16 protein-coding genes are annotated in these 17476 nt (G+C 62.0%); 7 read left to right on the forward strand and 9 right to left on the reverse strand.

Going from position 1 to position 17476, the window contains the following annotated elements:
• The coding region (locus GY725_01940; protein MCP4002935.1) for an ATP-binding protein at positions 1 to 514 on the forward strand (514 nt) is incomplete at its 5' end.
• 202 nt (positions 515 to 716) lie between these two features.
• Positions 717 to 1517 carry a DUF4386 domain-containing protein gene (locus tag GY725_01945; protein MCP4002936.1) on the forward strand — a complete coding sequence of 267 codons (801 nt, stop codon included), beginning with the start codon at positions 717 to 719 and terminating at the stop codon, positions 1515 to 1517.
• Here the strand turns inward: GY725_01945 and GY725_01950 are convergent.
• Positions 1512 to 2471 (reverse strand): helix-turn-helix transcriptional regulator, encoded by a 960-nt coding sequence (locus GY725_01950; GenBank protein MCP4002937.1) that lies wholly within the window; start codon positions 2469 to 2471, stop codon positions 1512 to 1514. The two genes, GY725_01945 and GY725_01950, sit on opposite strands and share 6 nt — an antisense overlap.
• 140 nt (positions 2472 to 2611) lie before the next feature.
• Here GY725_01950 and GY725_01955 point away from each other — a divergent pair, with 140 nt between their 5' ends.
• Positions 2612 to 3379, forward strand: a complete 768-nt coding sequence (locus GY725_01955; protein ID MCP4002938.1) for an SDR family NAD(P)-dependent oxidoreductase — start codon at positions 2612 to 2614, stop codon at positions 3377 to 3379.
• Positions 3380 to 3576: 197 nt separating this feature from the next.
• Here the strand turns inward: GY725_01955 and GY725_01960 are convergent, their stop codons facing one another.
• The 6 genes from GY725_01960 to GY725_01985 form a co-directional block, all read right to left on the reverse strand.
• On the reverse strand, positions 3577 to 3996 hold the full coding sequence (locus GY725_01960; protein ID MCP4002939.1) for a hypothetical protein: 420 nt from the start codon (positions 3994 to 3996) through the stop codon (positions 3577 to 3579).
• Entirely contained in the window at positions 3993 to 4721 is a 729-nt protein-coding gene (locus GY725_01965) for a DUF2063 domain-containing protein (protein ID MCP4002940.1), read from the reverse strand. Before GY725_01965 ends, GY725_01960 begins: the two co-directional genes overlap by 4 nt.
• Positions 4718 to 5557 (reverse strand): DUF692 domain-containing protein, encoded by an 840-nt coding sequence (locus tag GY725_01970; GenBank protein ID MCP4002941.1) that lies wholly within the window; start codon positions 5555 to 5557, stop codon positions 4718 to 4720. The genes GY725_01965 and GY725_01970 overlap by 4 nt, the downstream gene beginning before the upstream one ends.
• 16 nt (positions 5558 to 5573) lie before the next feature.
• Positions 5574 to 5795, reverse strand: a complete 222-nt coding sequence (locus tag GY725_01975; protein MCP4002942.1) for a DUF2282 domain-containing protein — start codon at positions 5793 to 5795, stop codon at positions 5574 to 5576.
• A gap of 171 nt (positions 5796 to 5966) precedes the next feature.
• The gene (locus tag GY725_01980) at positions 5967 to 6362 is read right to left on the reverse strand and encodes a nuclear transport factor 2 family protein (GenBank protein MCP4002943.1); all 396 of its coding nucleotides are present in this window, start codon (positions 6360 to 6362) and stop codon (positions 5967 to 5969) included.
• Between the two features lie 28 nt (positions 6363 to 6390).
• Complete coding sequence (locus tag GY725_01985; GenBank protein MCP4002944.1) at positions 6391 to 7623, reverse strand: iron-containing alcohol dehydrogenase; 1233 nt, start codon at positions 7621 to 7623, stop codon at positions 6391 to 6393.
• Between the two features lie 60 nt (positions 7624 to 7683).
• On the opposite strand from GY725_01985, the gene GY725_01990 reads away from it, so the two are divergent.
• The 3 genes from GY725_01990 (at position 7684) to GY725_02000 (ending at position 11986) form a co-directional block, all read left to right on the forward strand.
• Complete coding sequence (locus tag GY725_01990; protein MCP4002945.1) at positions 7684 to 8184, forward strand: hypothetical protein; 501 nt, start codon at positions 7684 to 7686, stop codon at positions 8182 to 8184.
• Between the two features lie 35 nt (positions 8185 to 8219).
• Complete coding sequence (locus GY725_01995) at positions 8220 to 10682, forward strand: FAD-dependent oxidoreductase (GenBank protein ID MCP4002946.1); 2463 nt, start codon at positions 8220 to 8222, stop codon at positions 10680 to 10682.
• Positions 10683 to 10750: 68 nt separating this feature from the next.
• A complete protein-coding gene (locus tag GY725_02000) occupies positions 10751 to 11986 on the forward strand; it encodes an MFS transporter (GenBank protein ID MCP4002947.1) in 1236 nt (411 codons plus the stop codon).
• Positions 11987 to 12063: 77 nt separating this feature from the next.
• Here the strand turns inward: GY725_02000 and GY725_02005 are convergent, their stop codons facing one another.
• Positions 12064 to 15492, reverse strand: a complete 3429-nt coding sequence (locus GY725_02005; protein ID MCP4002948.1) for a response regulator — start codon at positions 15490 to 15492, stop codon at positions 12064 to 12066.
• Positions 15493 to 15501: 9 nt separating this feature from the next.
• The gene (locus tag GY725_02010) at positions 15502 to 15783 is read right to left on the reverse strand and encodes a hypothetical protein (protein ID MCP4002949.1); all 282 of its coding nucleotides are present in this window, start codon (positions 15781 to 15783) and stop codon (positions 15502 to 15504) included.
• A 343-nt stretch (positions 15784 to 16126) separates the two neighbouring features.
• On the opposite strand from GY725_02010, the gene GY725_02015 reads away from it, so the two are divergent.
• Positions 16127 to 17476 (forward strand): HAMP domain-containing protein (locus GY725_02015; GenBank protein MCP4002950.1); only part of this gene is annotated, 1350 nt, incomplete at its 3' end.

Below are 17476 nucleotides of genomic sequence, written 5' to 3' on the forward strand. Positions count from 1 at the left end.
AGACACCGAGCCGCGCAAGGCCCTGACTCGCAAGCAGCTGCGAGAGCTTGCGACCTGCACCTGGATCGACGCGCATCACAACATCGCGATCACCGGCCCCACCGGCGTCGGCAAGACCTACGTGGCCTGCGCCCTGGCACAACAAGCCTGCCGCAAGGGCTACCGCGCGCTCTACCGCCGCGCGCCCCGGCTGATGGACGAGATCACGCTCGCCCGGGCCGACGGCACCTACCCCAGGCTGTTGACCCGTATTGCCCGCATGGACGTGCTCGTCATCGACGACTGGGGGCTGGTCGCCGTCGGCGATCGAGAACGACGCGAGCTGCTCGAAATCATGGAGGACCGCTACGAACAGCGCTCGACCGTGCTCTGCAGCCAGCTCCCTGTCGAAAAATGGCATGACCAGATCGGCGATCCCACCGTCGCCGACGCGATCTGTGACCGACTCCTGCACAATGCTCACCGAATCGTGCTAGAAGGCGAGTCCAGAAGGAGGAAGACCCAGCCAGCCTGAATGTCCAAAGCCGCTCGAGCGTTCACGATCACCGATCCAAGCGTTCACGATCACCGAAATACGCATGGAATTGCCCGGCTTGGCGCGACCCTGCAACGAGCTGGCGCGCATGTACAGGTGACGAGGCTCGCGCAGCGCCATGATTACAGGGAGAGAACGGAAACGAGCGAGCGAGAGCCTTTCACGACAGGAGGAAATGACCGTGCCTTCCCGACCGACGTCTCCGACCACGCTGCGCATCGGCGCTTGTCTCCTGATCGGGCACGTGGTGCTGCTCTTTGGTGCGTTCTCGGCGCTGGCCCCTGCTTTTGGCTTCCCGGAGGTGTTGCGACTTCCGGCGGGGGAAATCCTCGAACGCTTTCGCGCGGGACGGTCGTTGATCGTGCCGGTCTACTACGTATTCACGCTGACGGGGCTCAGCTTTGCCGCCTTCTCCCTGCTCTTGCACGAGGTGTTCAGGAAGGAGAATCCAACGCTGTCCCTGGTCACCTGCTCGGCCGGCGTACTGGCCGGTCTGTGCCAGGCGCTGGGGTTCATCCGCTGGTGTTTCGTCGTGCCCGTTCTGGCAGACGCGGCGGCAGATCCAGCCGCAAGCCAGGCGCGACGCGATGCAGCCGTCGTCGTCTTTGAAGCCTTGCACCACTACGCGGGTGTGGCGCTGGGGGAGAACCTCGCGTTCGTGTTACACGCACTGTGGACCGTAGGGATCGGTAGTTTGTTGTTGCGCGGAGAGACTTTCGATCCGCGACTGGGACCGATCGGCATCGGCATCGGTGTTGCAATCGGAATCTACAGCCTGGAACAGTTCGGCGGTGTGTTTTCGTCCCTCGGTCCTTTGAATGTAGTCATGCATGACTTCTGGGCAGTCTGGCTGCTGCTCATCGCGTCGCTATTTCTACTCCGCGCACGCTCGGAATCGCCTAACCAGATCCGCCTCGATTCGCGCGGTTGGACATGGGCGACCATCGGTCTCATGGGCCTGCTCGCCGTGACCCACCTATGAGCGCTGGGTAGCCCGCCATACCTGCGGAGCTGCGCCCTTGTTCGCCTTGAAGCGTCGACTGAAGTGGGCACTATCGGAAAAGCCGCAGATGTAACCCACTTCCGTGACGCTGCGCGCGGGGTCGGCCAGTAGTTCGCTGGCGACCTCGATGCGCAGTGCATCCAGCAACCTGGAAAACGACGTACCCGAGGCCGAAAGCTCGCGCTGAAGCGTGCGCGTGGATGTGAAAAGAAGCCGGGCCACTTCGGCCACGGTCCAGCGATGAGCGAGATCCGTACGCACGACGCGTTCGACGCGAACCGACGCATCGACTCCGGCTTCGAGGTTGGTCGGTGCAGAGCTGCGAACCAGCAGCTCGTCGAGACCCTTCATCGGCTCCCGACGAGCGTGAAATTCCCGGTACTCCATGCGCCAGCGCCCGCTGTCCCCCGCGGGAAATTGCTGCGCAACCGCATCCTCGCTGTAGACGAGCTTCTCGGGCTCCTGACTGCCGGGAAGGCAGGCGGTGAGACCTCTACAGCCGAGCAGTTGAAACATCTGCAGGTGGATGGCCAGCACCAGCAGGCTCTCCTCGCGTAGGGGTGCACCGCTCCGGGCGAAATGCTGGAGTTCGATCATCCGTTCAGCGCGCTGCAGCACGCGCACCCCGTGGTCAGAGTGGATGAAACGACCGAACCGCTGCTCCTTGTCGATGAAGTCATCGACGTCGCGCGAGTTGAGCATCACAAAGAGCAGGGGCTGGTCGGTTGTGTCGGGAAACACGGCAGGCAAGGCGAACAGGGCTTGCTCTCCACCGCGCTGTACCACCTCGCGCAGCATCAAGCGCTGATGTTCAATCGGCACCCCGACGGGGCTGGCCAGGGCTTCTGCGGATACAGCATCGGGGAGCCCGCCGTTCTGGCGAAGCCACTCGGCCGGAGCCGATGCAATAAAAGCATGGACGAATTTGGACACCGGACATCCCCAGGATAGCCGGAGGGGGCCGCGAGCGGCAACGCCGGCAGCCTGGCACAAACGACTGGCGCGAGGATGCAAGGCACCGAAGGGGAATTCCGGGAAGATCGGGCTCCGTATTGGCTACCGGAGGCAGGAAAATGCGAATTGCCGACAAGAGAATTCTGGTCACGGGAGGAACGACGGGAATCGGATGGGCGCTCGCGCGGGCGTTGCTCGAGCACGGCGCCCGGGTCTTCCTCTGCGGTCGCGATCCGGCTCGGCTCGATCGTGCCTTGGAAAGACTACCCGGGGCCCTGGGGGCCGTTTGCGACATAGGCCATGCAGGCGGACTCCCTGCCCTGCTGGAAAACGCGGTCTGTGAACTCGGCGGCCTCGACCTGCTGGTGAACAACGCCGGCCTTCAACAGTCGCTCGATTTTACCGAAGGTGCGGAAACGTTCAGCGAGACCTATGCCGAACCCGAAGCCTTCGAGCGCTTGCGCCGCGAGATCTCGGTGAACTTCACCGGGCCCGCCCAGTTGATCTACCTGGCGCTCCCTCACTTGCTTCGCGGCGAAGAGCCTGCGGTTGTCAACACCACCTCCATCCTCGCGCGCAGCCCCAAGGCCAACGCTCCAATCTACTGCGCCACCAAGGCCGCCCTGCACAGCCTCACGTGCAGCCTGCGCTACCAGCTTGCGCCACGCGGTATACGCATGATCGAACTCGTTCCGCCGTTAGTCGACACGGAGATGACGAGGGGAAGAGACGAGGGAAAGAAACTCTCGCCGAGTCAGGTGGCCCGGGCTGCCGTCGCGGGCCTGGAGGCCGACCGGGACAGAATCCTCATAGGTCGCGCGCGTCAGGCCGAGTGGCTGGGACGCCTTGCGCCCGGATTGCTGGCCCGGAAGATGATGCGAGCTTGAGAAATGCGAACTAGCCCTGATCTGTCCTACCGCGTCGCGAGAAAACGCGTCAGAGTGCGTGATTCGGGGTCGCGCACAGGCCGTGCTCACCGGAGCTTGGGTTTCACCCAAGTGAGGATGAGTGCGGTCGAGTACGACCGCGAAGCGCGTGCTCTGGCGCGAGCCAAAGGCGGTTTTCGCCGAGGCGGTAAGACAGATCAGGGCTGGCCCTGGGGATTCTCGCTGAGGAACTGCACCATCTTTGGGGCGATGATGTCGCGGAGAGCGGAAAGAGCGTTCATGGGGCGGATCATCACGTCCAGGTTCTGCAGCTCACCGCGCTCGTTCAAAGTGATGAGATCGATGCCCTGGAGATTCGTCTCGCCGACATGCCCGTGGAATTCGAGCGCGATTTCGCTTTTGCCCCGCGAGTCGTCGTGCCATTCGCGGTGGTAGGTGAAGTCTTCGATCGTGTGGATGATCAGACCCAGCAGATGGTGGACGATCGCGCGTCCCCTCAGCTTGTCCCAGTAGGGCGGCGCACCCATCGTCACGTCTTGCGCGAGAATCCGCTCGAGGGCGGCGAGATCCCGACCTTCAACCAACGGATGCCATTTCGCCAGGAACTCCTCGTTCATGCGCGCAACCACTGGCGCATGATCAGCAGACCGAGGCACTCCTGAAGGCGCCCGGGAGCGGCGACAATCTCCGGAAGCCCGGCAATCGCGGCAAGGTTGTCGCCCGCGGCGATCGCTTTCAGGACAGGCCAGAGTTCGAGTTCGACCTCGTCCGCGCGGTGGCGTCCCCGATCCCGCCAGACCGCAATGCGCAGCCCGGCTTCCGGACCATTGCACTGCTCTCGATGCACGGGATAGTTAGGCGTGAGCAATGTGAACGAAGTCCGCAGCCGCAGCCGGACCTGCTCGGGCGGAGCTTCGAGATAAGAGAGGATCTGTTGCTCGGATAGAGGTTCGTCGGCCTCAGCGAAGAACGCTTTTTCCCTGGCCCATTCGAGGTCCGCGAGATCCGCGGCCTCCTGCGCCTCATGGACTCTCAGGAAGTGCGCGAATGCTTCTCCAACTTCTCCCAGACCCCGTCCGGAAGCCCTGCGATCGTAGAGATAGGCCCGTGCAATCACGTCGAAACGGGATTTGCCCAGCCAGTCTCGAGTCCGCGAGAAAGTACTGCGCAACTCGAATACGACGCTGACCAGAAGATTATTGCGATAGACCCCGAGCCCGATCTCGGGCAGGACCGGTCCGCTGGCGTCGAGTCGCTCGAGCAAGGAGGTGAATTGCTCATCCGATGGATTGCGAGTGTAGAGGAAGCGGCTGAATTCCCTTTGAAGATCGGCGAGGCTCACGCAACTCCTCCAGTCTCTTCGCGCATGCATTCATCGGCGAGCTTCGCCTCGGCGAAGAGTTCGGGGAACGACGGAATATCGTTGTCTCGCTCGATGCAGGTCGGAACGGGTCCCAGCAACTTGAGGCTGGCGCGGTACAAGCGCCAGACGTCTCCCGCCACATCGGCTCCGTGTGTATCGATCAGATGAGTGCGCTCATCGGTGAAACCGGCCAGATGGACCTGCTTCACGCGATCGACCGGAATGGCTTCCAGATAGGTCTGGGGATCGAAGCCGAAGTTGTACGAGTTCACGTAGATATTGTTGACGTCGAGCAGGATGTGGCAGTCGGCGCGCTCGGCCACCTGGCGCACGAACTCCCACTCGCTGCACTCGCACTCGCGAAAGCCGACATAGGCCGATGCGTTCTCGATCAGGATGCGCTCACCCAGGCGATCCTGGACGCGCGAGATGCGCTCACACAGGTGCGCCACGACCTCTTCGGTGAAGGGAAGCGGCAAGAGATCGTGGTGATGCTGGCCGCGAACGGCCGTCCAGCACAGATGGTCGGAGACCCAGGCCGGCTGGACGCGCTCGCGCAGTTCGAGCAACTGATCCAGATAGTCTTCGTCCAACGGATCCGTGGAGCCCAGGTTCATGCCGACGCCGTGAAACACGACGGGGTACTCGGCTCGAATGCTGAGCAGTTTCTCGACGGGAAGCCCCCCGATGCCCATGTAGTTGTCCGCGAGGACCTCAAACCAGGGCACCGGGGGACGCGTTTCCAGAATCTCGCGCACGTGCTGCTGCCTCAATCCGAGACCCGCACCGCGGATGGTTTCCGTGGCGAAATTCATTGCAACAGTCCGGGATCTACAGCTTCTTCAGCTTCAGAACCTTGCCGCCGATCTTTTCGCAGACGCCGACCGGTGTATAGACCCACTCATCGGGCAGATTGTCGGTCTCGGCCATTCCGGAGCATTTGTGATTCCCGGCACCGCAATCGTTCTTGCCCGCCTTGGCCACGCCGCCACATTTCTCGATCTCGCTCAGTTCTTTGGCCCATTCCGGCGCGGCATCTGCCGTACCGGCCATCAAGCCGCCGATTCCCAGCGCAAGCACGCCCGCGAGCGCAGTGCGCACCCGCGAGTTCGCGCTTCCCTTCTTGGTCTCAGTCATTCCAGCTCCTTCTTTGGATGGGGTATTCGACCGCAATTTGGCCCGGGTTTCAATACCGGTCGGTGGCCTCTCGAAGAACCCCGCGTCTCAAGCGGGCTTCGAGCCTTTCAGCATCGCGGCCATCAAGGTGTGCAGGAGATTGACGGCCTTGAGCGGCCGAATCATCACCTTGAAGTCGATGATTTTCCCGTTTTCATCGATGCGAATCATATCGACGCCGTTGATGTGGATTCCGTCGAGTTCAGCCGTGAACTCCAGAACGGCATCGCGATCCCCAACTACCTCTCGGACATAGTGAAAATCGCTGGCCCCGAGCACCCCGATCGCGGCCGCCAGATAGAGTTTCGTCAGTTCTTTGCCTTCCTGGGGCGAGTGTACGACGGGCGAATGAAAAACGGCCTCGTCAGCCAGAACCTCGTCCAGGCCGTCGGAATCCAGCTTTTTCACCATCTGGTGCCATCGTTTCAAGGTGTCTTCGATCATTTCACGCTCCTATCTCCCGCCGAAGGCCTCACACGATCATCCGCCTGAGCAGGTGTTCGCACTCCGTCTGGCTCATATACCTGGGAACCGGGTAGGTGAGATGCGCCTCGCCGAGGGCCTGGGCGGAGATAGCCGCTACATCGGAATCGATCAGCGCGTCGAGCTTGGGATTGATGTCGATCTTCGCCATCAATCCCTTCACCGCGCCGATAAACTTCTGGGCCTTCTCACCGTCCGATACTCCTTCGCAACCAATCAGCTCCCCCAACTGCGCCAGGCGCTTCTCCGCCGGACCCTTGGAGAATTCCAGCACGTGCGGCAACGCAATGGTATTGGCCAGCCCGTGCGGGGTTCGATAGTAGGCGCCGAAGGTATGGGCGATGGCGTGAACGTAGCCGACGCTGGCGCGCGTAAACGCGAGCCCGCCGTAGTAGGACGCCAGAGCCATGGCCTTGCGAGCTTCTGTATTGCTACCGTCGGAGCAGGCCGTGGGCAGGTGGTCGAAGACCAGGCGGACACTGATTCTCGAGTATTCCTCGGTCGTGGGCGTGGCTGTTCGCGACAGGAAGGATTCGACGGCGTGGGTCAGCGCATCCATGCCGGTGGCCGCGGTGATGGCTGCGGGCAAGCCCGTCATCAAACTCGGATCGAGCGCCGTCATCAGAGGAATCAGCTTGCCGTCCATGAAGAACTTCTTGGTATGCGTTTCGGGATCGGAGATCACCGCCACGAGCGTCACTTCGGAACCGGTACCGGCCGTCGTGGGTATGGCAAACAGCGGCAGCGGGGCGCGTTTGACCTTCATCATGCCTTCGAGTTTCGCCAGCGGTCCGGGATTGCTCGCCAGCGCCGCAATCGCCTTGGCCGCGTCCATGGGCGAGCCGCCCCCCACCGCGAGAACCGCCTGGCAGTTGTCGCGTTGCAGCTGCGCAAGACCGGCCTCGACCTGCGCGGAACTCGGGTCGGGTTCGACTCCGGAATAGATCGACCAGCCGAGGCCCGCCGCCTCCAGCGACTCGGTGATGCGAGCGATCAGCCCGATCTCGACCAGACCGGCGTCGGTGACGACCATGACCTTGCCCGAACAGATGTGGGCAATCGACTCACAGAGTTCGTGAGAAGCATTGGGACCGATGAAAGTCACCGGAACCTTGTCCGGCATCAGTTTCGAAAAGATGCCGAGAAACGCGATCGCCAGGCTGTGCAGAAATTTCTTCAGAGCGAACACTCGAGATCCTCCGAGGTCATTGCGAGCGGCCATGATACGGTAGCTGGCGTGTCGCGGGGGTGGCCCGCGTCGCCAGGACCGGAGGATCCGATCGTGGGCAACGGCAAGGGAATCGTGGGCGGACTCACGCAAGACGCGGTGCGGGAGCAGGATGCGAAGCGTCCCGTACGCAACCAGGTGGCCCAGCCGGGCCCCGAGATCGCCGCGCTCCGCTACTGGAAGGCGCAGAAGGGCTGTTACGAGGAGTTCCGGCACATCAGCGAAGCGGCCATCTGGCCGTTCTTCGAGAAGCTCGGAGCGCGCATCGTCGGAATGTGGCGCGTCGTGGCCCCGCCGGGTGAAAACGAGCCGGAGGACTTCGAGGAAATCTATCTCCTGACCCGCTACGCCAGCCTCGAGCACTGGAGTGCGACACGCGACATGGCCCGATTGGGCGGCAACGGGCCCGACTTCGAAGCGTGCCGAACCGCCGTCCTGCGACGCAACGAGCTGACGCTGGAAACCTCGGTCCGTTTTCTGGACGGTTCAGTGAGCCCCGGCGGACCGTATTTCCTTCCCGGGCTCGGTGAGGTATTCGAAGAGGTCTCGTCGTAGGTGCGAGCGGAGATCGAGCAGAAGCGACCATCGTGATTCCCGCGAACGCAGCCAAGGACTTGCCCGCGCGAGCTGGTGCAGTCATCGTGGGCGGCGGAATCGTCGGCTGTAGCATCGCCTATCACCTGACACGACGCGGACTGCGCAACGTCGTGTTGCTGGAACGGCGAAAGCTCACCTGCGGAACGACCTGGCACGCCGCCGGTCTCGTGGCGCAGCTGCGCGCGACCCACAATATGACCCGATTGGCGCGCTACTCAGCGGAACTGTACGAGCACCTCGCCGAAGAGACAGGTCAGGCGACCGGTTTCACGCGCACGGGTTCTCTGTCCGTGGCGACCGGCCCGGAGCGCCTTGAAGAACTGCTCCGACAGGCCTCGATGGCGCGCTGCTTCGACGTCGAGGTCGAGGTCTGCACTCCCGAACAGGTGGCCGAGCGCTGGCCTCACGCGCGCACCGACGATCTTGCAGGAGCAGTCTTCGTGCCGGGCGACGCCAGCACCGGACCGGTCGACACCACTATCGCGCTGGCCGCGGGGGCGCGAGCGGGCGGTGCGCAGATCTTCGAGAACACCCGCGTTACGAAACTCCTGCACGAGGGGGGACGGGTGCGAGGGGTGCATAGCGAACGCGGCAGCATCGAATCACCCGTGGTCGTCAACGCTGCGGGAATGTGGGCGCGCGAACTGGGCGCATCGTGCGGAGTGAACGTACCGCTGCACGCAGCCGAACACTTCTACGTGATCACTGAGCCGATCCCCGGGCTTCCAGAAGCCCTGCCCACCCTGCGCGACCCGGACGGCTGCGCCTATTTCAAACGCGAAGCCGGTGGAGCGCTCCTGGTCGGCTTCTTCGAACCCGTGGCCAAACCCTGGGGCATGAACGGAATTCCCGACAGCTTTGCGTTCGACTGCCTGCCCGACGACTGGGAGCACCTCGAGCCCGAACTCGAAGCTGCTGCGCTCAGAGTGCCCGCTCTTCAGGACGTGGGCATGCGCCTGTTCTTCAACGGCCCGGAGAGCTTCACTCCCGACGATCGCTACCTGCTGGGCGAAGCGCCCGAACTGCGCGGCTGTTTCGTGGCTGCGGGTTTCAACTCCGTGGGGATCCAGTCGGCCGGGGGCGCGGGCAAGGTGTTGGCCGACTGGATCGTCGACGGCCGGCCCCCAATGGACTTGTGGGACGTCGACATCCGCCGCGTGTTTCCGTACCAGGCCGCACCCGACTATCTGGAAGCGCGCACCGTCGAGACGTTGGGTTTGCTGTATGCGATGCACTGGCCATTCCGACAGTACGAGACGGCGCGCGATCAGCGTCACTCGCCACTGCACGAAGAACTGGCAGCGCGCGGTGCCTGCTTCGGCGAACTCGCGGGCTGGGAACGCCCGAACTGGTTCGCACCGGGAGAGACGGCGCCGACCTACGAATACTCCTACGGTCGTCAGAACTGGTTCGAGCGATCTGCCGCGGAGCACCGGGGAGTGCGCGAAGCGGTCGGACTGTTCGACCAGACCTCTTTCGCAAAGACGTCCGTAGAAGGCCCGGATGCCTGTCGAGAACTCGAACGCATCTGCGCCAATCGGGTCGATGTCGAACCGGGCACCGCCGTCTACACCCAATGGCTCAACCCGGCCGGGGGCATCGAAGCCGACCTCACCGTGACCCGACTCGCCGAAGAACGCTACCTGATCGTGGGCGGTGCCGCGACCCAGGTGCGCGACCTCGACTGGCTTCGGCGCAACATCGCCGACGACTCGCGAGTAGAACTCGCAGACGTGAGCCAGTCGCTGGCCGTGCTCGGTGTCATGGGTCCTTCGGCACGCGCGCTGCTGGCCTCCTTGACGGAGACGGACCTTTCGAATGGTGCGTTCCCCTTCCGAGCCTCACGCCAGATCGAAGTGGCGGGCCTTCCCGTACGAGCTACGCGCATCACCTACGTGGGCGAACTCGGTTGGGAACTCTACGTAGCCCCGCCAGACGCGCTCGCTTTGTATCGAGCACTGCGCGGCGCCGGGGAAGGGCTCGGTGTGGTCGACGCCGGTTACCACGCACTCGACTCGCTGCGCATGGAAAAGGCCTATCGCCACTGGGGTCACGATGTGACGCCCGACGACACTCCTCTCGAAGCCGGACTCGGCTTCGCAATCGCCTTCGACAAGCCGGGCGGATTCATCGGACGCGAAAGCCTTTCGCGGCAGCGCGAGCGAGGCCTCGAGCGACGCCTGGTCGTTTTTGTGCTGGAAGATCCCGCCCCCCTGCTGCTCCACGACGAACCCGTGTGGCGCGACGGTGTGCTCGTCGGCCGCACGACCTCAGGTGCATTTGGTCACAGCGTCGGCCGCGCATGCGGACTCGGCTACGTGTCCTGGAGCCCGCACGATTCGGCGGCGGCCATTCGCGAAAGCCACTGGGAGATCGAGATCGCCAACCAGCGCCACGCCGCTCGCGCCAGTCTGCGCCCCCTGTACGATCCGAAGAGCGAACGCATTCGCGGATGATCAAAATCCGGTGACGATCGCGGTTTCCGTGGGGCTTCCCCTGGCGCGGCAGCGCGAAGACCGCCACGATGCCCTCCGTGTCCACCGGAAAATCCAGACGGGAGCCACTGCCGCGCAACGTCTGGGCCGCGAGCATCACCAGCTTTCTGACCGACGTCTCCAGCGAGATGGTCCTGAATCTGCTTCCCTTGTTCCTGGCCAATGTGCTCGGCTTGAAGGCCAGCGTCATCGGCGTGATCGAAGGCGTTGCGGCCTCGACCGCGAGTCTGCTCAAGCTCGCGACGGGATGGGTTTCCGACAGGCTGAGCCAGCGCAAATGGTTGGCCGTGGCCGGTTACGGCATCTCGACCCTGGTCAAACCGTTCTACTGGTTCGCAGGCACCTGGGAGGCGGTGGCCGGGGTTCGTTGGGCGGAGCGCATCGGCAAGGGAATCCGCACCGCGCCTCGCGACGCGCTCATCGCCGATAGCATTTCGGAGGAACAACGCGGGCGCGCCTTCGGGCTTCACCGCGCCGCCGACACCGGCGGGGCCGTGGTCGGCCTGGGTGTCGCGATGCTCGCAGTCTGGGCGGTCCAGCGCGGCGGGACCTACCTGGTGGAAGACACGTTCCGGGCGATCGTGCTTTTGAGCTTGCTACCCGCGGCCCTCGCCGTGCTCGTGCTGGCCGTGGGTGTGCGAGAACGGCCCCGGGTAGTGCAGCCCAGTGACGGCGACCGTCGCCCGGGAATCCGCGACCTGGGCTCGCGCTTCCTGATCTTCATGGGCATCGTCGCGGTTTTCGACATCGGCAACTCGTCGGATGCTTTTCTGATCCTGCGCGCTTCCGAGCGGGGAATCAGCGTGCTCGGCATCCTGGCCATGCTGCTGAGCTTCAATCTCGTCTATACCGTGACGAGCCTGCCCGCGGGCAGTCTGTCCGATCGGATCGGACGCCGCCGGGTCATCATCGCCGGCTGGCTGCTCTACGCCGTTGTCTACGCAGGCCTCGCCGTGGCAGAAGCCGGGTGGCACATCTGGAGCTTGTATCTCGCCTACGGGCTCTACTACGGGCTCAGCTACGGAACTCTGAAAGCCTTCATCGCCGATCTGGTCGACCCTCGACTCAGGGGAACCGCCTACGGATTGCACGCGGCCGTAATCGGCGTGCTCGATCTTCCCGCGTCGGTCATTGCCGGCGTGCTGTGGAGCGGCGTCGGCTCCTGGCCCGGCCATGGTCCAGCCGCCCCTTTCTGGTTCGGCGCGATCACGGCGTGCGCGGCAGCCCTGCTTCTCGGCCTGCTGATGCGCGAAACCCAGACGTGACTTCGGCTCCTTTCGAAATCCAAGAAATCCTCGTCGCGCGAAGAGTGCACCACTGAAGTGGGAGAATCCGGAGCGGCTCATTCGCCGGGCATGTCTCCCGTTTCGTTCCTTTTTGGCAACCACTCCTCGAGCAACTCTGCCAGCAATCCCGGCTTGATGGGTTTGGTGAGGAAGTCGTTCATCCCCGCTTCCAGGCACAGGTCGCGGTCGCTCTCCATGGCCGCAGCAGTCAACGCGATGATCGGCAGATCCCGGCACTCCAGATTCGAACTGCGGATCTTCCGCGTAGCTTCCAGACCATCCATCTCGGGCATCTGCATGTCCATCAGGATCAGGTCGTATTCCGCTGCATCCAGGGCCTCGATGACCTCGAGCCCGTTCGCCACGGCGTCGGCACCCAGGCCGATTTTCTTCAGAAGAGCCAACGCCACTTGCCGATTCACGGAATTGTCGTCGGCCACCAGGATGCGTGTTCCCATGCGCTCTGACTCGACAGCCGAGGGGCTTTTGGCAACTGGACGCTCGACCCGATGCCCAGTAACAACCGAAACCAGGATGTCGTGCAGTTCTGAGGGACGGATCGGTTTCGTCAGGTGGGCGGAAAACTCGCCCTCTCCTTCCTTTCCAGCGTCTTCTCGCCGATGGGGAAGCACCATTTGCAGCCACTTCGTGTCAGGTGTTCCAGAGTCAGGTGTTCCAGAGCCAGATGCTCCAGAACCAGATGGTCCGGAATCCGCATGAGCGGCCTCGCCTAACAGTTCTTCGGACCTGCCTGACAAGCGATCGTCGATCAGAACGAGTGAATAGGGATCCCCGATTCGGACCGCATCGCGCAATAATTCGAAACCCGCCTCAGTGTCGGCAGCCACCTCGGGCCGCATCCCCCAGGCCTCGAACTGCGACCGCAGCACCTCTCGGAGGCTGGCATTGTCGGCCAGTACCAGAATGCGCACTCTCCGGAGGTCAGTCGACGGAGCAGGTGCTTGTTCCGGCTGCTTCTCGAATACAACCGTGAACCAGAACTCCGTTCCCTGCCTTAGGTCGGATTCAACTCCGATCTCACCCCCCATCATCGCGACCAACTGTTCCGAAATCGCCAGGCCCAGACCCGAGCCACCGTGCCTGCGCGTGTTGGAACCATCCACCTGGGTAAACCGATCGAAGAGATCGTGTTGCTTGTCGACTGGAATGCCGATGCCGGTGTCGCGGATCGAGAAACGGAGCCGGGCTTCTTCGTCGCTCTCCGATACGACGCTCGCACTCACCAGCACTTCGCCTTCCTCGGTGAATTTGATCGAGTTGCCTACGAGATTGACGAGCACCTGGCGCAGACGTCCAGAATCGCCCCGGAGCCGCAAAGGCAGATCGGGTGCAACGGCACAGATGAGTTCCAGGTCTTTCTGGTAGGCCCCAAACGCCATGACCTGTGTGAAATCTTCCAACAGACAGGACAGGTCGAAGTCGTGGCTCACCAGTTCCAGTTTGCCCTCCTCGATCTTGGAGAAGTCCAGAATATCGTTGATGAGGGCCAGAAGTGAGTCACCGCTTCGCTGCACGGTTTCGGCGTATCTTCTTTGCTGGTCGGAGAGTTCGGTACCCAGCAGTACTTCGGTCATGCCGATCACTCCGTTCATCGGCGTGCGGATTTCATGGCTCATATTGGCCAGGAATTCACCCTTGGCTGCACTGGCGGCTTCGGCGGCGACTCGGGAGCGCTCGATCGCGCATTTCGTTCGCTCGTTCTGGATTGCGATCGATAGCATCTGACTGAGTTCGTCCAGAAGCGCGAGTTCGTCTTCACGCGGGGAAGGATTGGGCACGGTGTAGAGAAAGAGTACGCCGAGGGTCGTCGATCCTCCCGACTCCCGGTGCACCAGGGGTACGATGTAATGTCCGTGTGCGGTCATGGCTTCACAGCAATTCTCGTGGCGACGATCGCTGAAGCAATCGTCGCTGATGATCACCTCCCGGGAGAGGGCCGATCGCCCGCACAGACAGCGTCCGAGTGGAACACAAGCTTTATCGCACAGGAACTCGTCGCTGAACTCTCCCCGGTGAGCGCACATTCGCAACTCGGTCTCGCCTTCCTCGAGCAAGAAAACGCCTCCCTTGTTCTCGGCCGCCAGTTCCGGGAGTTCGAGAATACGAGCAACCGCGCACTCCAGGCGCTCGTCGAGCGGAGCGGCGCTGCACAGAGCCGCGGAGACTGCGAGCTTGATCTCTGCGATCTCCAGACGCCATTTCTCTTCTTTCTGCTGCAGCCTGCGAGCGGCCACCATCTCATTGAAGGACTGGCTCAACTCTCCGATCTCGTCAGCGGAAGCAATCGAGACTCCACCCTCCAGGTGGCCACGGGCAACCTCGCGATTGAACTCGATCAGGGACCTGAGCGGATCGGTGATCTTGCGGATCCGGTGGAGAGCTCCGCTCACCACCAGCACGATGGTCGCAATCAGCAGTCCGAGCGTGATCTGCCACAACGAGTTCGCGCTGGCGAAGGCGATCCCTTGATCAACTTCTGCGATCATGCACCAGTGGATTCCCGGAGCATCGACCTCTCTAAACGTCCCGATCACGGAGTTTCCCAGGGGTCCCGTGTAGATACTCGCGACATCGCCCACCTCCGGGTCTCCGGGCCTGGGCTCGTGCTGCGCAATCCACGTGCGAACCGGCTGCGTGTCGATGCGGCGATGCAGGACTTCTTCTTCATGTTCCGACCGAAGCAGAGATCGCAGCAGACCGTCTCGCCCCACCAGGTAGGTGTGCACAGATTTCCGATCACCCATTCCCCGGCTGAACGATTTCATGATCCTGTCGAGATAGAATTGCATGGCGAAAACGCCGACCCTTTCACCCGACTCGTTCAGTAACGGCGCCGCCATGAATGCCGTTACGAGCTCACCTGAAGGAGCGTAGCGCTCGAGATCGGAAAGGCGCGATTCACCGGTCCTGAGGCTGACCCGTACGGTGTTGGAGAATTCCGTATCGCGGTAGGGTCCATCGAAGAGGTTGGTGCCGAGATCGTCTTCGCTGGCGATCGTCAAGAGGATATTGCCCTGCGAGTCGATCAGAAACAGGTCGTGGATGTAGTCATAGGTTTCAGACATGCTCATCAGGTCTCGACGCGACTCGTCCACGATCCTGGCCCATGAGTCACTCGCAACGAATTCTTCTAGACCCTGGCCGCTTCTCTGCCAGTCCTTTTGCAATCGCATGAGCAACTCGGCATTCGCCGAATTCTCCGCCTGGACCGCCAGATCCATGAATCGATAGTCGATCCAGTTGTCGAAAAACTGGGCGGCCGACTGCCCAGAATCGGCCAGATCTCGTCGGGCTACGTCTGCGAGTTCATTGTGGGCTTGCAGATAGCTGATCGTGATGACAACTAGAAGCGGTGCGAGGGCAAAGAACAGGAACCAACGGATCAGGGACCGGCTGAGCGTGTTGCGAAAGCGTGGAGGGCCTGGCTCGGAACCTTCTGCCGGTAGCATCTTATGAGTGGACACGACCGATCCCTACAGCTGCACGCCCTTCGGCATGCTGTACCCCGCGCCCTTTGACGCCCGGGAACGGGTATCGGCGAAGGCGTCGATCTCGATAGGTTGCTGCAGGATCCCGGCATCTACCGCCAGTTCCATGATCTGTGCAAGATCCGACCTGTCTACGTCGAACTGGCGGTAGTTGATCACTCCAGGACCCGGATCAACGTTGGTGATGAGGGTCTCGCGGTCGACGGCGAAGTTCCCGAAAATGACGGAGTCGGGCACAACCTCATCGCCCGTGCCGTAAGTCGCCATGTTGAGACTCGCGGTCACGATGGTCGGTAACAGCAAACGGTTTTGTCGATTTACTCGCATCCTGCGACAACCTATCTCTCGATGACAGACTCGATTCCAGCAAAACACCTTCGCGGACGACTTCGCCAGGCATCCTCAAGTCACAACTAATCATCGGTGCGTGTTCAAACACGCTTGATCTCGAGTACCGGCTCGACCTCGGGTCATTCTTCATCTGCTTCTCAAGATGGGTCTGAGAGTTTTCGATGTACGGACGAGAGTTGTGTCGATAGACCCGTTCGAATTCCGGGGCGAGTTCGAGCGATGAGTTCAGCGGATCATTCGGCCCCGGGGGTATACGGTGATGGATTCACGACAGGCAAGCGAAATATCCGAGTCGGGTTCCGGAGGAATCTTCTCCGCACTCAAGAACCTTCCGATCAAATACAAGATCAGCGGAGGGTTCGGCCTCGTCTTGTTGCTCATTCTGGCTCTGGTTGGCGTCGTTCAATCGGGCCTCAGCCAGGTGGCACAGATTCAGACTCGGGTCATCGAACTTCGCATGCCGACAAATCTGGCCGGCCACGACCTCACCAACGGAATCAACTATTCCCTGGCCGCCTTGCGTGGCTGGATGATCCTGGGCAAAGAGCAGTTCAAGGATCAGCGCGGGGAGGCATGGGATGGGATCGATTCTCATCTGGCTACGATGACGAAAATGGCTGAGAACTGGACCGTTGCGGCGAACGTGGAAAAACTCGATCAGTTGAAGGCCGTCCTCGGCGAGTTCCGGGAAGCGCAGGACAAGGTCGAAGCCGTCAGCAATACCGTCGACGAACAACCCGCCGTCAGACTCCTTCTCACCGAAGCCGCGCCGAAGGCCGGAGTGATCGTGAAGGCAATCACGGGAATGATCAACGACGAGAAGGCGCAGGAGACAACCGCAGAACGCAAGGCGCTTCTCGCCACACTGGCGGACTCGCGCGGATCATTTGCGCTAGGCCTGGCATCGATTCGCGCCTTCCTCATCGGCGGAGAGACTAAGTGGCGTGAAGATTTTGAGAACCGCTGGAAGGTCAACAGCGCCCGTCTCCAGACGCTCGAAGACAATCGTCACCTCTTCACCGCTAAACAGAATCAGCACTTCGAAACCTACTCCAAGACCCGGAAAGAGTTTGAGCCCCTGCCCGCCAGGATGTTCGAGATCCGCGGGTCAGCGAAGTGGAACATGGCGAACTACCTGCTGGGCAGTGAAGCTGCTCCCAGAGCGAAGAAGGCCCATGCTCTGCTGAACGATTTGACCGCTAGCCAGAACAAGCTCGTCGCGGAAGATGCCCTGGCTCTCCAGAACAGGACGACCAAACTGAAGAGCACGGTTCTCGCTGCGCTGGTGCTGGCCCTCGCGTTAGCCGGTTCGATCGGATTTGCCCTGATCCGGCTGATCACCCGGCCCCTGCACTCGCTTTCCGAAACCGTGAAGAACGTGGAGGAGCGCGGAGATCTGTCTCTTCGCGCAGACGTCGCGAGTCAGGACGAGATCGGCCAGACCGTTGCGGCCTTCAATCGGCTTCTCGAATCGCAACAACACGTGATCACGGAGGTCAACGGCGTGGTCGGCGCACTGGCCGATGGTGACTTCAGCAAGCGCGTCGAAGTCGATTGCCAGGGTGACTTTAAACGCCTGAAGAGCGGCGTCAACACCTCGACTGAACAG

The sequence above is a fragment of the bacterium genome (assembly GCA_024226335.1).
Taxonomy (GTDB): domain Bacteria; phylum Myxococcota_A; class UBA9160; order SZUA-336; family SZUA-336; genus JAAELY01.

What these genes read in the sequence shown, in the direction of transcription:
- GY725_01955 (MCP4002938.1), top strand. Translation starts at nt 2,612, where the DNA reads ATGCGAATTGCCGACAAGAGAATTCTGGTCACGGGAGGAACGACGGGA.
- GY725_01960 (MCP4002939.1), bottom strand. Translation starts at nt 3,996, where the DNA reads ATGAACGAGGAGTTCCTGGCGAAATGGCATCCGTTGGTTGAAGGTCGG.
- GY725_01970 (MCP4002941.1), bottom strand. Translation starts at nt 5,557, where the DNA reads ATGAATTTCGCCACGGAAACCATCCGCGGTGCGGGTCTCGGATTGAGG.
- GY725_01975 (MCP4002942.1), bottom strand. Translation starts at nt 5,795, where the DNA reads ATGGCCGGTACGGCAGATGCCGCGCCGGAATGGGCCAAAGAACTGAGC.
- GY725_01980 (MCP4002943.1), bottom strand. Translation starts at nt 6,362, where the DNA reads ATGATCGAAGACACCTTGAAACGATGGCACCAGATGGTGAAAAAGCTG.
- GY725_01985 (MCP4002944.1), bottom strand. Translation starts at nt 7,623, where the DNA reads ATGGCCGCTCGCAATGACCTCGGAGGATCTCGAGTGTTCGCTCTGAAG.
- GY725_02000 (MCP4002947.1), top strand. Translation starts at nt 10,751, where the DNA reads ATGCCCTCCGTGTCCACCGGAAAATCCAGACGGGAGCCACTGCCGCGC.
- GY725_02010 (MCP4002949.1), bottom strand. Translation starts at nt 15,783, where the DNA reads ATGGCGACTTACGGCACGGGCGATGAGGTTGTGCCCGACTCCGTCATT.